This window comes from Micromonospora sp. NPDC007271 (genome assembly GCF_040634005.1).
Lineage (GTDB): Bacteria > Actinomycetota > Actinomycetes > Mycobacteriales > Micromonosporaceae > Micromonospora.
In genome coordinates this window covers 1-15,230 of sequence record NZ_JBEYER010000021.1, presented here as the reverse complement: position 1 = coordinate 15,230, position 15,230 = coordinate 1, and the positions used below count along the sequence as shown (strand labels likewise).

The 15,230-nt window shown below is 72.3% G+C and carries 12 protein-coding genes; 3 read left to right on the top strand and 9 right to left on the bottom strand.

Annotated features, from left to right (window positions below; translation table 11 throughout):
* Positions 1-7: 7 nt before the first annotated feature.
* Positions 8-2,455, bottom strand: a complete 2,448-nt coding sequence (locus ABZ570_RS10430; RefSeq protein WP_358060005.1) for a Tex family protein — start codon at positions 2,453-2,455, stop codon at positions 8-10.
* A gap of 140 nt (positions 2,456-2,595) precedes the next feature.
* Here ABZ570_RS10430 and ABZ570_RS10425 point away from each other — a divergent pair, with 140 nt between their 5' ends.
* Both ABZ570_RS10425 and dgt read left to right on the top strand, forming a co-directional pair.
* Positions 2,596-3,858 carry a nucleotide sugar dehydrogenase gene (locus ABZ570_RS10425; protein ID WP_358060002.1) on the top strand — a complete coding sequence of 421 codons (1,263 nt, stop codon included), beginning with the start codon at positions 2,596-2,598 and terminating at the stop codon, positions 3,856-3,858.
* A gap of 57 nt (positions 3,859-3,915) precedes the next feature.
* Positions 3,916-5,427, top strand: a complete 1,512-nt coding sequence (gene dgt, locus ABZ570_RS10420; RefSeq protein ID WP_358059999.1) for a dGTP triphosphohydrolase — start codon at positions 3,916-3,918, stop codon at positions 5,425-5,427.
* 20 nt (positions 5,428-5,447) lie between these two features.
* Here the strand turns inward: dgt and ABZ570_RS10415 are convergent, their stop codons facing one another.
* The 8 genes from ABZ570_RS10415 to ABZ570_RS10380 all read right to left on the bottom strand — a co-directional run bounded on the left by ABZ570_RS10415 (position 5,448) and on the right by ABZ570_RS10380 (position 14,106).
* Positions 5,448-6,092, bottom strand: coding sequence for a NeuD/PglB/VioB family sugar acetyltransferase (locus tag ABZ570_RS10415; RefSeq protein WP_358059996.1), 645 nt, complete (start codon positions 6,090-6,092; stop codon positions 5,448-5,450).
* Entirely contained in the window at positions 6,089-6,733 is a 645-nt protein-coding gene (locus ABZ570_RS10410; protein ID WP_358059993.1) for a sugar transferase, read from the bottom strand. Before ABZ570_RS10410 ends, ABZ570_RS10415 begins: the two co-directional genes overlap by 4 nt.
* A 166-nt stretch (positions 6,734-6,899) precedes the next feature.
* On the bottom strand, positions 6,900-8,042 hold the full coding sequence (locus tag ABZ570_RS10405) for an MBL fold metallo-hydrolase (RefSeq protein WP_358059990.1): 1,143 nt from the start codon (positions 8,040-8,042) through the stop codon (positions 6,900-6,902).
* 98 nt (positions 8,043-8,140) lie between these two features.
* Complete coding sequence (locus ABZ570_RS10400) at positions 8,141-9,085, bottom strand: SDR family NAD(P)-dependent oxidoreductase (RefSeq protein ID WP_358059987.1); 945 nt, start codon at positions 9,083-9,085, stop codon at positions 8,141-8,143.
* The gene (locus ABZ570_RS10395; protein WP_358059984.1) at positions 9,082-10,263 is read right to left on the bottom strand and encodes a zinc-dependent alcohol dehydrogenase; all 1,182 of its coding nucleotides are present in this window, start codon (positions 10,261-10,263) and stop codon (positions 9,082-9,084) included. The genes ABZ570_RS10400 and ABZ570_RS10395 overlap by 4 nt, the downstream gene beginning before the upstream one ends.
* A gap of 417 nt (positions 10,264-10,680) precedes the next feature.
* A complete protein-coding gene (locus tag ABZ570_RS10390; protein ID WP_358059981.1) occupies positions 10,681-11,442 on the bottom strand; it encodes a succinate dehydrogenase/fumarate reductase iron-sulfur subunit in 762 nt (253 codons plus the stop codon).
* Positions 11,439-13,373 carry a fumarate reductase/succinate dehydrogenase flavoprotein subunit gene (locus tag ABZ570_RS10385; RefSeq protein ID WP_358059978.1) on the bottom strand — a complete coding sequence of 645 codons (1,935 nt, stop codon included), beginning with the start codon at positions 13,371-13,373 and terminating at the stop codon, positions 11,439-11,441. Before ABZ570_RS10385 ends, ABZ570_RS10390 begins: the two co-directional genes overlap by 4 nt.
* Before the next feature lies 1 nt (position 13,374).
* Entirely contained in the window at positions 13,375-14,106 is a 732-nt protein-coding gene (locus tag ABZ570_RS10380; RefSeq protein ID WP_358059975.1) for a succinate dehydrogenase cytochrome b subunit, read from the bottom strand.
* A 35-nt stretch (positions 14,107-14,141) separates the two neighbouring features.
* Between ABZ570_RS10380 and ABZ570_RS10375 the strand changes: the two genes are divergently transcribed.
* The gene (locus ABZ570_RS10375; RefSeq protein WP_358059972.1) at positions 14,142-15,071 is read left to right on the top strand and encodes a LysR family transcriptional regulator; all 930 of its coding nucleotides are present in this window, start codon (positions 14,142-14,144) and stop codon (positions 15,069-15,071) included.
* The last annotated feature ends 159 nt before the right edge of the window (positions 15,072-15,230 follow it).

Sequence of the window (15,230 nt, the reverse complement as noted above, 5' to 3'; positions counted from 1 at the left end):
GAGGACATCAGGCCAGGCCGGCGCGGCGCAGCGCGTCCGCCATGGCGCTGTTGGCCGGGTCGGCCCCGCCGCCCCCACGGCCCTCCCGCTGCTGCGGCCCGCCCCGCGAGCCGCTCCGGTCGCCGCGCTGGCCCCCGCCGCCCTGGCCGCCGCGCTGACCGCCGCCGCCCTGGCCACCGCCGCGCTCGCGGCGCCCGTCGCCGGCTGGCGGCCGGCCGCCGCCCGCCGGGGCCTCGTCGTCGAGCCGCAGGGTCAGCGAGATGCGCTTGCGGGGTACGTCGACGTCGAGCACCCGGACCTTCACCACGTCGCCGGACTTCACCACGTCCCGCGGGTCCTTCACGAAGGTGTGCGACATCGCCGAGACGTGGACCAGGCCGTCCTGGTGCACGCCGACGTCGACGAACGCGCCGAACGCTGCCACGTTGGTGACCACGCCCTCCAGGATCATCCCGGGCTTCAGGTCGCCGATCGTCTCAACGCCCTCGACGAACGTCGCCGTCTTGAACTCCGGGCGCGGGTCGCGACCGGGCTTCTCCAACTCGGCGAGAATGTCGGTCACGGTGGGCAGGCCGAACGTCTCGTCGACGAAGTCGGTCGCCTTCAGCCCGCGCAGGATCCTGCTCTGCCCGATCAGCGAGCGCACGTCCTGCCCTGTCTGGGCAAGGATCCGCCGCACCACCGGGTACGCCTCGGGGTGCACGCTGGAGGAGTCGAGCGGGTCGTCGCCGCCGGGGATACGCAGGAAGCCGGCGCACTGCTCGAACGCCTTCGGCCCGAGCCGGGGCACCTTCTTCAGGTCGGCCCGGGTCCGGAACGGCCCGTTGGCGTCCCGGTGCAGCACGATGTTCTCCGCCAGCCCGGCGCCGATGCCGGAGACCCGGGTCAACAGGGGAGCGGAGGCCGTGTTGACGTCCACCCCGACCGCGTTCACGCAGTCCTCCACCACCGCGTCCAGCGAGCGGGACAGCTTCACCTCGGACAGGTCGTGCTGATACTGCCCGACGCCGATCGAGCGCGGGTCGATCTTCACCAGCTCGGCGAGCGGGTCCTGGAGGCGGCGGGCGATGGAGACCGCGCCGCGCAGCGACACGTCCAGCTCGGGCAGTTCCTGCGAGGCGTAGGCCGAGGCGGAGTAGACCGAGGCGCCGGCCTCGGACACCACCACCTTGGTCAGCTTCAGCTCCGGGTGCCGCTTGATCAGGTCGCCGGCCAGCTTGTCGGTCTCCCGGCTGGCAGTGCCGTTGCCGATCGCGATCAGCTCGACCCCGTGCGCCGCCGCGAGCTTGGCGAGGATGTCGATCGAGGCGTCCCACTGCCGGCGCGGCTCGTGTGGGTAGATGGTGTGGGTGGCGACCACCTTGCCGGTGGCGTCCACCACGGCCACCTTCACGCCGGTGCGCAGGCCCGGGTCCAGCCCCATGGTGGGCCGGGTGCCGGCGGGCGCGGCGAGCAGCAGATCGCGCAGGTTGGTGGCGAACACCCGCACGGCCTCCTCCTCGGCCGCCTGCCAGAGCCGCATCCGCAGGTCCGCGCCGAGGTGGATGAGGATCCGGGTACGCCAGGCCCAGCGGACGGTGTCGGTCAGCCACTTGTCGGCCGGGCGCCCCTGGTCGGTGACGCCGAACCGGCCGGCGATGGCCGCCTCGTACCGGGTCGGGCCGGTGACGACGGCATCGGAGTCGCCCTCCGGCTCCGGGTCCATGGTCAGGTCAAGCACGCCCTCCTTCTCGCCGCGCAGCATGGCGAGGATCCGGTGCGAGGGGAGCTTCGGGTACGGCTCGGCGAAGTCGAAGTAGTCGGCGAACTTGGCGCCGGCGGCCTCCTGGCCGTCGCGTACCCGGGACACCAGCCGGCCCCGCGACCACATCTGCTCCCGGAGCGTGCCGATCAGGTCGGCGTCCTCGGCGAAGCGCTCGATGAGGATGGCCCGGGCGCCCTCCAGGGCCGCGGCCGCGTCCGCCACGCCCTTGTCCGCGTCCACGAAGCCGGCGGCCGTCTCGCGCGGGTCCTGCGTCGGGTCGGCGAGCAGCGTGTCGGCCAGGGGCTCCAGCCCGGCCTCCCGGGCGATCTGCGCCTTGGTCCGCCGCTTCGGCTTGTACGGGAGGTAGATGTCCTCCAGTCGGGACTTCGACTCGGCGGCCATGATCTGCGCCTCGAGGGCCTCGTCGAGCTTGCCCTGGGAACGGATCGACTCCAGGATCGCGGCGCGGCGCTCGTCCAGCTCGCGCAGGTAGCGCAGCCGCTCCTCCAGGGTGCGCAGCTGCGTGTCGTCGAGCAGGCCGGTGGCCTCCTTGCGGTAGCGGGCGATGAACGGCACGGTGGCGCCGCCGTCGAGCAGCTCCACGGCCGCCCGCACCTGACGCTCGGCGACGCCGAGCTCGTCTGCGATCCGCTGGTGAACAGACTGGGTCACGATCTTGATCCGCCTTCTCGCGTGGGTTCCGTCGTGCATTCTGCCGTCCACCCCCGACGCCCCGCCCTCCGGCGCACCCGGTGACGCCGATCGGCCTGATATCACGAAACCGGACTTACGGCATCAGAAGTCCCTCTAACCTCCCAACCAGGTGATTCCTTCGTCCACCGGGAGCCCGGGTGAGTGTTGAGAAGCTGGTCGTGATCGGCCAGGGTTACGTCGGTCTGCCGCTGGCCATGCGGGCCGTTGAAGCAGGCATGGACGTGGTCGGGCTCGACGTCGACACCGATCGGGTCAAGCGGCTCGCCTCCGGCGAGTCCTTCGTGGAGGACATCCCGTCCGACCGGCTCGGCCGGGCGCTCGCCAGCGGCCGGTACCGCCCGAGCGCAGAGTACCCCGACGCCGAGGGCTTCGACGTCTGCGTGATCACGGTGCCCACCCCGCTCCGGGACGGCACCCCCGACCTGAGCTACGTGGAGCAGGCCGGCACCGGAATCGGGCCCTACATCCGGCCGGGCTGCGTGGTGGTGCTGGAGTCGACCACGTACCCGGGCACCACGGAGGAACTGCTACGCCCGCTCCTGGAGTCGGCCAGCGGATTGCACAGTCCGGGTGACTTCCACCTCGGTTACAGCCCGGAGCGCATCGATCCGGGTAACCCCAGCTGGCGGCTGGAGAACACGCCGAAGGTGGTTTCCGGGGTGGACGCGGCATCGCTGACCCGGGTGGACGACTTCTACCGCCGGATCGTGGCCAGCACCGTCCCCGTGGCCTCGACCCGCGTGGCCGAGCTGACGAAGCTGATCGAGAACACCTTCCGGCAGGTCAACATCGCCCTGATCAACGAACTCACGATGGTCTCCCACCAGCTGGACATCGACATCTGGCAGGCGATCGAGGCCGCCGAGACGAAACCGTTCGGGTTCATGCCGTTCCGGCCCGGCCCCGGTGTCGGAGGGCACTGCCTGCCGATCGACCCCTGCTACCTCTCCTGGCAGGTGAAGCGGCGGCTGGGCCGCCAGTTCCGTTTCATCGAGCTGGCGAACGACGTCAACCGCGAGATGCCGGAGCACGTCACTAAGCGGATCATGGGCGGACTCAACCGGACCGGCCGGGCGGTCAGCCGGGCGCGGATCCTGATGCTGGGCCTCGCCTACAAGAAGAACACCGGTGACATGCGCGACTCGCCGGCCGCCGACGTCGCCCGGCGGCTCTGTGACCTGGGCGCGGACGTCCGCGCCGCCGAACCGTACGCCGAGCCGCACTACGTCCCAGGCGGGGTGCTGGTCGTGCCGTTGACCGAGCAGGAGGTCGACGCGGCCGACGCGGTGGTGGTGGCCACGGACCACGACGTCTTCGACTACGAGATGGTGAGCCGGCGGGCGCGCTACGTCTTCGACGCCCGGAACCGGTGTTCCGGACCGGCGGTGGAACGCCTCTAGACCCGGTACGCCCGGCCGCTGTCACCAGTGCCCGGCCCCCGCGCTAGCGTTGCGCTGATGGAACAACCAGCGGATCCGCGGGCCCGCCGGCTCTTCGGGGGCAGCGCCCGGGCGCTCGGCGACCTGGCCACCAGCCCGTTCCGGGCCGACCGGGACCGGATCGTCGCGTCGCCGTTCTTCACCCGGCTGGGCGGGGTGACCCAGGTGGTCAGCCCGGGCGGGTCCGGCCTGCTGGTGCACAACCGGCTCACCCACAGCCTCAAGGTCGCCCAGGTGGCCCGGGCGATCGCCGAGCGGCTGATCGCCGACGAGGCGCACCGCGACCTGCTGGAGAAACTGGGCGGCTGCGACCCCGACGTGGTGGAGGCCGCCGCGCTCGCCCACGACCTCGGCCACCCGCCCTTCGGGCACCTGGGGGAGCGGGTCCTCGATCGGCTGGCCCGCCAGCGCCTCGGGTTGCCCGACGGCTTCGAGGGCAACGCCCAGTCGTACCGGATCGTCACCAGCACGGAGATCCGCGGCGCGGCGACCACCGGCCTGGACCTGACCGCGGCGGTCCGGGCGGCGATGCTGAAGTACCCGTGGACCCGCCTGGACCATCCGGACCCGCACCCGCGGCACCTCGACCCGGCGCCGCGCGGCGCGGCGGTCCCGCCCGACGACCCGGAGAGCGGGTCGGCGAAGTTCGGCGCGTACCGGACCGAGCTGGACGACCTGCGCCAGGCCCGGGAGCCGTTCGCCGGGCGGATCCCGGACTGGCAGCAGACCCCGGAGGCGTCCGTCATGGACACCGCCGACGACATCGCGTACGCCATCCACGACGTGGAGGACTTCTACCGGGTCGGGGTGCTCCAGCAGGGCGCGGTGGCCGCCGAGCTGATGGCCTGGCAGCGGGAGTGCGGGCACTTCCGGTCGATCACCGGCGCCGCGCTGGCCGCCGCCGGTCGCCGGCCCGGGGCGGCCATCGAGCGGCTGCGCCGCCAGCTGCACCGCAAGGACGGCTGGATCGCCGACGACGAGGCGTTCGGCGCCGCCGTCGAGCACGTCCGCGAGGAGTTGGTGGAGGGGCTGCTGGCGCTGCCGTTCGACGGCTCGATCGAGGCGGAGCAGTACGTGGCCCGCTTCTCCGCCCGCTGGTCCACCCGGTTCGTCGAGGCGATCACGGTGACCCCGGAGCCGGACGTCCGCTCCGGGCACGTGCTGCTGGCCAAGGCACAGTGGCACGAGGTGCAGGTGCTCAAGTTCGTCCACCACCGGTTCGTGCTGGCCCGCCCGGACCTGGCGCTGCACCAGCGGGGCCAGGCGCGGCTGCTCGGCACCCTGGTCGAGGCGCTCTGGGAGTGGCTGCTCGACCCCGAGGAGGAGTCCCGGCTGCCACGCCGGCTGCACGACCTGGTCGAGCTGGGCGAGGCCGAGCTGCACCCGCGTACGCCGGACCGGATCGGCCGGGCCCGCGGCCGGGCGATCGTGGACTTCGTCGCCCAGCTCACCGACGGGCAGGCGGTGGCGATGCTGGACGCCCTCTCCGGCCGCTCCGGCGCCCTCTGGACCGACGCCTTCGTGCTCTGATCGGGAGGCCAGCAGGCCGGTCAGCGGGCCGGCACGCCCTTCACCACCGCGTCCGGCGGCACGTCCCGGGTCACGCAGGCGCCCGCACCCACGGTGGCCCCGGCTCCGACCCGCAGCCCGGGCAGCACCACCGCGCCCGCCCCCACCAGCGCGCCCGCACCCAGCTCCACGTCGCCGGAGACGGCGGCGAGGGGATGCAGCGACACGAAGTCACCGACGACGCAGTCGTGCGCGAGGGTGGCGTTCTGATTGACGTGCAGGTGCCGGCCGGCGGTCACGTTCGTGGTGATCCGAGCCCCGGCGAAGACGACCAGGCCCTCACCGGCGACCAGGTCGCCGCCGACCGTGGCGGCGGGGTGCACCAGGCTCGCGGCGGGGAGGCCGAGGGCGTCGACGCGTCCACCGACCGCCCGCCGGACCCGGGGATCGCCCAGGCCGAGGACCAGGTGGGTCTGCGGTCGCAGGTCGGCCAGGGCGGACAGCGGCCCGAGGTACGTCATGCCGCCCGCCTCCACCCGCTTGCGGTTCTGCTCTGCGGGGTGATCGTCGACGAAGCCGAGGAGTCGCCACGGCGGCCGGGTGGCGGCCGCATTGACCGCGCCCACCAGCTGGGCGATCTCCCGCCCGTGCCCGCCGCAGCCGACGATGACGAGGTCGAGGCTCATCCCGCGCTTGTCCCTCCGCCGGCCGCCGCGCCGACCGGCACCTCCGGCCGACGGGCCGGGGTCCCCAGGAACTCGTGCGCGGTGGCGCTGCCCGGTGCGCTGATCCCTTCCCGGCGCAGCACCGCCGCCGCGGTCCGGCCGATGATGCGCAGGTCGAGCAGGGTGCTGCGGTGGTCGACGTACCAGACGTCGTAGCCGAACTTCTCCTCCCAGCTCAGCTCGTTGCGCCCGTTGACCTGGGCGAGGCCGGTGAGCCCCGGGCGTACCTCGTGCCGGCGGAACTGCTCCTGCGTGTACCGGAAGCGGTAGCTGGTGGGCAGCGGGCGCGGCCCGACCAGGCTCATGTCACCCCGGACGATGTTCCAGAGGCTTGGCAGCTCGTCCAGGCTGGTGTCGCGCAGCCAGCGGCCGAGTGGGGTGAGTCGGGCCGCGTCGTCGGCGGTGTCGAACCCGGCCGAGCCGGTGGTCATGGACCGGAACTTCAGGATCATGAAGGTGTGGCCGTGCCGGCCCACCCGGGCCTGCCGGAACAGCACCGGCCGGCCCATTGTCAGCAACACCGCCAGCGCGACCACGGCGAGCACCGGCGCCGCGACGAGCAGCGCGAGCCCGGCGACGCAGAGGTCGACGGCTCGCTTCACCGCCAGGCTCAGCGACCGATGACCCGATCTTCCTTGCCGCAGCTTCGTGCGGGGTTCATGTAGGGAATTCGCATAATGTGGCCTCAATGTCCCATCCCACATGAGCGGGAAGCCTAGCCAAATATGACGGCAAGCGGGCCTTGTCCAGCTTTTTCGGATACCCGTGTCAGGCGACGGCCTGCCACCAGCCGTCCACCGGCGGCGGGTCGTCCACCACCACCCGCTCGCCGGGGCGCGGCACCGCCAGCCGGACGTCCCGGGCCTTCGCCTCGGCCCAGAGTCGGTCGACCGGCTCGGACCAGCCGTGCAGGGCCAGGTTGAAGGTGGCCCAGTGCACCGGGATGAACAGGTCGCCGCGCAGGTCGAGGTGGGCGGTGACCGCCTCCTCCGGGAACATGTGGATGCTCGGCCAGGCCTGGTCGTACGCCCCGATCTGCATCAGCGTGACGTCGAACGGGCCGTGCTCGGCACCGATCTTGGAATAGCCGTCGAAGTAGCCGGAGTCGCCGGTGTAGAAGACCTTCCGCTGCGACCCGGCCACGACCCAGGAGCTCCACAGCGTGCCGTCGCGGCGCAGGCCGCGGCCGGAGAAGTGCTGGGCGGCGGTGGCGGTGAGGGTCAGCCCGCCCACCCGGTGGCTCTCCGACCAGTCCAGCTCGACGATCCGCTCCTCGGGTACGCCCCAGCGGTCGAGGTGGGTGCCCACCCCGAGGGGAACGAGGAACGGCGCGGACTGGTGGGCGAGCAGCCCGCGTACGGTCGCCATGTCCAGGTGGTCGTAGTGGTCGTGCGAGATGAGAATCGCGTCGAGGCGGGGCAGTTCGTCGAGGCGTACCGGCGGCTGGTGGATGCGGCGCGGGCCGATCAGGGTCGACGGGGAGCAACGATCGCTCCAGACCGGGTCGACCAGCACCCGGTGCCCCTCGATCTCGATCAGGAGCGAGGCGTGGCCGTACCAGACGATGCCCAGCTCGCGGGTGGTGTCCGCCGGGGCCGGGTCGGCCGGACGGAGCAGCGGGACAGGGCCGTCCGGGCGTCGCTTCTGCTTGCCGAAGACCAGTTCCTTGAGCAGGTTGCGCCCTGGGTCGGCGACCATCGTCCGGGTGCTCGTCGGGTTGTGGAACGTGCCGTCCCGGAACCGGGGGGAGCGGGCGGCACGTTCCGCCCGGGCACCGGTCAGCCGGCCGCCCAGCTGGGCCGGCACGTCGCGGCCCGCCCAGGCCAGCCCGGCCAGCGCCGCCACCCCGGCCGTCCGCCACAGCCGGCGGCTCAACGCCCGCTCGACCTCCTGCTCCTGTGCTGCGCCCATCGCCGTCCCTCCGCCGTGTCCCGCGGACCACCACCGCGGCCGCCGCAGGCCGCCGCCGAGTACACGGTAGCCATCCCGACGCCGGTTCGCCTCCGCGCTCAGCGCAGCCGGCGCAGCATCGCCGAGCCCGCCGTCGCCGTCGCCCCGCTCAGCGCGCGCACCACCTGCGGAAGGTCGGGCAGCCAGCCGCCGCGTACCGCCTCGCCGTCGGGGTTGGGGGCGAACACCGTGCCGCCGTGCGGCGCGACCGGCCGGTTGCTCAGCCCGGCGAGCCGCATCAGCGGCCCGACCAGCACGTCGTAGAGGCCGGGCAGCACGGTGAAGCCGAACCGCATGACCACGTTCAGCCGGCCGATCGACACCTCGCGGCGGGGATGCTCGGCGCAGTGCACGATCGCCCGGGCCACCCGCCGGGCGCTGGCGACCGGCGGTGGCGGGCGGCCGACCCGACCCAGGTAGTTGGCCGCCTGCCGGTAGATCGGGGTGTCGACGCTGCCCGGGTTGATCAGGCAGATCCGGATGTCCGGGGTCTCCCGGGCCTCCTGTTGCAGGGTTCGGGCCAGCCCCTGCAGCCCCCACTTGGCCGCCGCGTACCCGCTCATGTAGGGCGCCGTGATGTGCCCGAGGACCGAGCCGGTGAGGATCAGCGTGCCCGCCGAGACGGCCCGGAACCGGCGCAGCGCCACCCGGGCCACCTCGGCCGCGGCCAGCAGGTCGGTGCGCACCACCTGCTCGAAGACCATCGCGGGCAGCTCGTCGAAGCGGCCGTACGCCATCACCGCGGCGGTGTGCACCCAGACGTCGATGCCGCCGAACTCCGCCACGGCCGCGTCGGCCAGCCCGGCCACCGCCCCGGGCGCGGTGACGTCCAGCGGTACGACCAGCACCGCCGCGCCGGCGGCCCGGCACTCGTCGCGTACCTGGGCCAGGGTGGCGGGGGAGCGGGCCGCGAGGACCAGCCGGTCGCCGCGGCGGGCGAACTCCCGGGCCGCCGCCCGGCCGATGCCGCTGGACGCGCCGGTGATCACCACCGTACGACTCACGGCGCGAGCACGACCTTGACGCAGCCGTCCTGCTTCTTCTGGAACATCTCGTACGCCTGCGGCGCCTGCTCCAGCGGCAGCCGGTGCGTACGCAGGTCCTCGACGCCCAGCGGGTCCTCGTCGGAGAGCAGCGGCATGATCTCGTCCACCCAGCGGCGCACGTGACACTGCCCCATGCGCAGCTGGACGCCCCGGTCGAACATCTCCATCATCGGCATCGGGTCCTGCTCGCCGCCGTACACACCGGTGACGGAGACGGTGCCGCCGCGCCGGACGGCCTTGATCGCGGCGTGCAGCACGACGAGGCGGTCCACCCCGACCCGGTCGGTCATCGTCCGGGCCAGCTTGTCGGGCAGTCGGCCGGCGGTGGCCTGGGCCAGCTTGCCCAGCGGCGCGCCGTGCGCCTCCATGCCGACCGCGTCGATCACCGCGTCCGGCCCGCGCCCGTCGACCAGGTCGATCAGCGCCCCGGGCACGTCGTCCAGGTCGGTCAGGTCGAGCACCTCGATGCCGTGCCGGCGGGCCAGCTCGAGCCGCTCCGGGACCAGGTCCTGCCCGATCACCCGGCCGGCTCCGAGGTGCCGCCCGATCCGGGCGGCGAGTTGCCCCACCGGGCCGAGCCCGAACACGGCCAGGGTGCCGCCGGGCGGGGTGTCGGCGTACCTCACCGCCTGCCAGGCGGTGGGCAGGATGTCGGAGAGGTACAGCCACCGCTCGTCGGGTCCGGCCCCGGGAACCTTGATCGGGCCGAACTGGGCCTGCGGGACGCGCAGGTACTCGGCCTGCCCGCCGGGGACGGACCCGTAGAGGGAGGTGTAGCCGAACAGCGTCGCGCCCTTGCCCTCGTCGGTCACCTGCGTGGTCTCACACTGGGCGTAGAGCTGGCGCCGGCACATCCAGCAGGAGCCGCAGGAGATGTTGAAGGGGACGACCACCCGGTCGCCGGGCTTGAGCCGGGTCACCCCCCGGCCCACCTCCTCGACGATTCCCATCGGCTCGTGCCCGAGCACGTCGCCCGGCTTCAGGTACGGCCCGAGCACCTCGTACAGGTGCAGGTCGGAGCCGCAGATCGCGGTCGAGGTGATCCGCACGACCGCGTCGGTCGGCTCCTCGACGCGGGGGTCCGGTACGTCCTCGACGCGGACGTCCCGCTTGCCGTGCCAGGTGAGTGCCTTCATGCCTGAATGTCCCCTCTCCGGGTGCCGCCCCACTGGGCTGCTACCCGCGAGGAGCGGCTTGAACCGGCCGCCCGCCGCCACCCGGCCCGCGGCGGCCCCCGGCGGCCCCCGGCGGCCCGCGGCCGTGCGACTGCGGCACCAGGTCTCCACGTTCTTTGGAGCTGATGTCGCGAACGATTCAGGCTTCCCGCCTCCGACGCCGGCCGGCCCGCCGGCCCCCGGCCCGCCGGTCCCGGCCCGTCGGCTCCGGCCCGCCAGCCCCCTCCGGGCGTGACGTCACATCCGGCTCAGCTCCAAAGGGGGTCATCGGACAGGCATCGGCGGCGACACCGCCGGCCCCCGAAGAAGGCCGACCGCCGCACCCCGGCTGGGGAGCGGCGGTCGGTGGGTCGGGCGGCGGGCGGACCCGCCGCGGGCTCAGGAGCCCGGGGTGCCGGCGCGCTTCGCCGTCGCCGTGAGGTAGTCCCGGTTGAGCCGGCCGATGGTGTTCAGCGGGATGCCCTTCGGGCAGGCCGCCGCGCACTCGCCGATGTTGGTGCAGCCGCCGAAGCCGGCCTCGTCGTGCGCGTCCACCATCCCGATCACCCGGGTGTACCGCTCGGGCTGGCCCTGCGGCACCAGCGAGAGCTGGGTGACCTTGGCGGCGGTGAACAGCATCCCGGAGCCGTTCGGGCAGGCCGCCACGCAGGCGCCGCAGCCGATGCAGGCGGCCGACTCGAAGGCGGCGTCCGCGTTGGCCTTGGCCACCGGCACCGAGTGGGCCTCCGGGGCGCTGCCGGTCGGCGCGGTGATGTACCCGCCGGCGGAGATGATCTTGTCGAAGGCGCTCCGGTTGACCACCAGGTCCTTGACGACCGGGAAGGCCCGGGCCCGCCACGGCTCGATGTCGATCGTGTCGCCGTCGGAGAACTGGCGCATGTGCAGCTGGCAGGCGGTGGTGCCGCGCTGCGGCCCGTGCGCCTCACCGTTGATCATGAGGCTGCACATGCCGCAGATGCCCTCACGGCAGTCGTGGTCGAACGCGATCGGCTCCTCGCCCTCGAGGATGAGCCGCTCGTTGAGCACGTCGAGCATCTCCAGGAACGACATGTCCGGGGACACGTCTTCGACCCGGTAGGTCACCATCCGACCCTTGTCCTCGGGGCCCTTCTGGCGCCAGATGCGCAGGGTCAGGTTCACTTGTAACTCCGCTGCGTGGGGTGGACGTATTCGAACTTCAGGTCTTCCTTGTGCAGCACGGGCTGGTCGCCGGTGTACTCCCAGGCCGCCGCGTACGCGAACCGGTCGTCGTCGCGCTGTGCCTCGCCGTCCGGGGTCTGGTGCTCGGCCCGGAAGTGGCCGCCGCAGGACTCCTCGCGGTGCAGGGCGTCGATGCACATGAGCTCGGCCAGCTCGAAGAAGTCGGCCACCCGGCCGGCCTTCTCCAGCGACTGGTTGAGCCCCTCGCCGTCGCCCGGGACACGGACCCGCTGCCAGAACTGCTCGCGCAGAACGCGGATCTCGTCGATCGCCTTGCGCAGCCCGGCCTCGGAGCGCTCCATGCCGCAGTGCTCCCACATGATCTGGCCCAGCTCCCGGTGGAACGAGTCCACGGTCCGGTCGCCGTTGATGGAGAGCAGCTTCTGGATCCGCTCCTCGACGGCCACGCGCGCCGCCACCACCTCCGGGTGGCTGGCGTCGATCTTCCCGAACGAGCCGGCGTTCGCCAGGTAGTTGGGCAGGGTGTTCGGCAGCACGAAGTAGCCGTCGGCCAGGCCCTGCATCAGCGCCGAGGCGCCGAGGCGGTTCGCGCCGTGGTCGGAGAAGTTCGCCTCACCGATCACGAACAGGCCCGGGATGGTCGACTGGAGGTCGTAGTCGACCCAGAGGCCACCCATCGTGTAGTGGACGGCGGGGTAGATCCGCATCGGGACCTCGTACGGGTCCTCGCCGGTGATCCGCTCGTACATCTCGAAGAGGTTGCCGTACTTGGCCTCGATGGCCTTGCGGCCGAGGCGCTCGATGGCGTCGGCGAAGTCCAGGTAGACGCCGAGCCCGGTCGGGCCGACGCCGCGCCCCTCGTCGCAGACGTTCTTCGCGGCCCGGGAGGCGATGTCCCGGGGGACCAGGTTGCCGAAGGACGGGTAGATCCGCTCCAGGTAGTAGTCCCGCTCGTCCTCGGGGATGTCCCTCGGGTTGCGGTTGTCGCCCTTGGCCTTCGGTACCCACACCCGGCCGTCGTTGCGCAGCGACTCGCTCATCAGGGTCAGCTTCGACTGGTGGTCGCCGGAGACCGGGATGCAGGTCGGGTGGATCTGCGTGTAGCAGGGGTTGGCGAAGTACGCGCCCTTGCGGTGCGCCCGCCAGGAGGCGGTGACGTTGCAGCCCTTCGCGTTGGTGGAGAGGTAGAAGACGTTGCCGTAGCCGCCGGAGGCGAGCACGACCGCGTCGGCCAGCTCGGTGGTGATCTCACCGGTGACCAGGTCGCGAACCACGATGCCGCGCGCCCGGCCGTCGACGACGACCAGCTCCAGCATCTCGTGGCGGGCGTTCATCTCCACGTTGCCCAGGCCGATCTGCCGCTCCAGGGCCTGGTACGCGCCGAGCAGCAGCTGCTGGCCCGTCTGTCCCCGCGCGTAGAAGGTGCGCTGTACCTGCGCGCCGCCGAAGGAGCGGGTGTCCAGCAGGCCGCCGTACTCGCGGGCGAACGGGACGCCCTGGGCGACGCACTGGTCGATGATGTTGACCGAGACCTCGGCCAGCCGGTGCACGTTCGACTCGCGGGAGCGGAAGTCGCCGCCCTTGACGGTGTCGTAGAAGAGCCGGTGCACCGAGTCGCCGTCGTTGCGGTAGTTCTTCGCGGCGTTGATGCCACCCTGCGCGGCGATCGAGTGGGCCCGGCGCGGGCTGTCCTGGTAGCAGTAGGACCTGACGTGGTAACCCTGCTCGGCCAGCGTCGCCGCGGCGGAGCCGCCGGCCAGACCGGTGCCCACCACGATCACGGTCAGCTTCCGGCGGTTGGCCGGGTTGACCAGCTTCGCCTCGAAGCGGCGGCGCTCCCACCGGGTCTCGATGGGGCCGTCCGGGGCCTTGGTGTCGGCGATCGGGTCGCCTTCGGTGTAGAGATCCATGTCAGGACACCAATCCGGTGAGTACGGCGAACGGGACCACCAGGTAGCCGGCGCAGAGCGCGACGGCGAAGACCAGCGCGGCGGCCCGGGCCCGGCGCTCGCCCTTCGGGGTCTGCTGGCCGAGGCTGCGGAACGCGCTGGCAGCGCCGTGCCGCAGGTGGAAGCCGAGCGTGACGATCGCCAGCGCGTAGAAGAGCGTGACGTACCAGCGCTCCGGGGCGAAGTCGGCGACCACGTTGCCGTACGGGTTGCTCAGGTCGCCCTGCGGGTTCAGGTGACCGGTGGTCAGGTCCAGGATGTGATAGATCACGAAGAGCAGGATGATCACCCCACCCCAGCGCATCGTGCGGGCCGCGTAGTTGACGTGCACCTTGCGGCGGTGCGCGTACGCCACGGGGCGGGCGGCGCGGGCGCGCATCGCCAGGACTGTGGCGGCCCCGATGTGGCCCAGCACGGCCACGGTCAGCACGGTCCGCTGGATCCACAGGTACCAGGTCGACGGCAGCAGCGGCGTCCCGATCTCGCGCAGCCAGTGCGCGTAGTGGTCGAACGAGGTCTCCCCCGTGAACACCTTCAGGTTGCCGAGCATGTGCGCGACGAGGAACAGCACAAGGAGGATGCCCGTCACCGCCATGAGGGCCTTGAGGCCCACGTTCGAGCGGATGGGCGACCGAGTTTTCGCGATTACCACGCGACCGACGCTAGGAGCAGTTTGATCAGTCGTCCAATGCATCGACCTCGCAGTCTTGATAGCCATAAGCTATCTAGGTGCAGCTCCATCAGCTCCGGTACTTCGTCGCGGTCGCAGAAGTACGACATTTCACCCAAGCGGCCGACCTCGTGGGCATCACCCAGCCGTCTTTGAGTAAGCAAATTCACGCCCTGGAGACCGACCTCGGGGCCCCGTTGTTCGAGCGGGTAAGGGGCAACATCACCCTGACCACGGCGGGCGAGGTGCTACTGCCGCTGGCCAAGCGGATCCTCGCCGACGTGGAGACCGCCACCCGGGAGGTGCAGGAGCTGGTCGGGCTGCGCCGCGGCCGGGTGCGGCTCGGCGCCACGCCCAGCCTGGCCACCGCCCTCGCGCCCCCGGTGCTGCGCCGGTTCCGCGACGCCCACCCCACCGTCGACCTGCGGGTGGAGGAGGGCGGCTCCCAGGACCTGGTCCGCGACCTGCTCCGCGGCGACCTCGACCTGGCGCTGATCATCATGCCCTCAGCCGGCACCGACCCGGGGCTGCGCGCCGACCCGATCCTGCGGGAGAGCCTGGTGGTCGCGTCGGTGGACCCGCTCCCGGGTGCCCCCGACGGCGGCGAGCTGCGCATCACCGACCTGCGCGACCAGCCGCTGGTGATGTTCCGCGAGGGCTACGACCTGCGCGACGCGACCCTCCAGGCGTGCCGGGAGGCCGGCTTCGAGCCGACCCTGTCGGTGGACGGCGGGGAGATGGACGCGGTGCTCAGCTTCGTCGAGGCGGGGCTCGGCGTCGCGCTGGTGCCCGGCATCGTGGTGGCCCGCCGTCCCGCCATCCGGGTCACCCGGCTCGCCCCGCCCGGCGTACGGCGCACCATCGCGGTGGCCCGCCGCCGCGACGTGGTGCCCACCCATGCCGGCCGCGAGCTGCGCCGCATCCTCCTCGAGTACGTCCACGACGCCACCGCCGCCCAAACCCTCCCCCCCGGCGTAGAACCCCTCTAACCCCCACCCCACCCCCACCCCACCCCCGCGATCTTGCAGTTTCGGACGGGACAAAGCCCGCAGAAGCCTCAAAACGAGGGCACAAACTGCAAGATCGCGCGGAGCTGCCTTTCCCTGACGGAGTCGCAACGTGCAGCACTTCGGGCCGCCGCCGGCCTT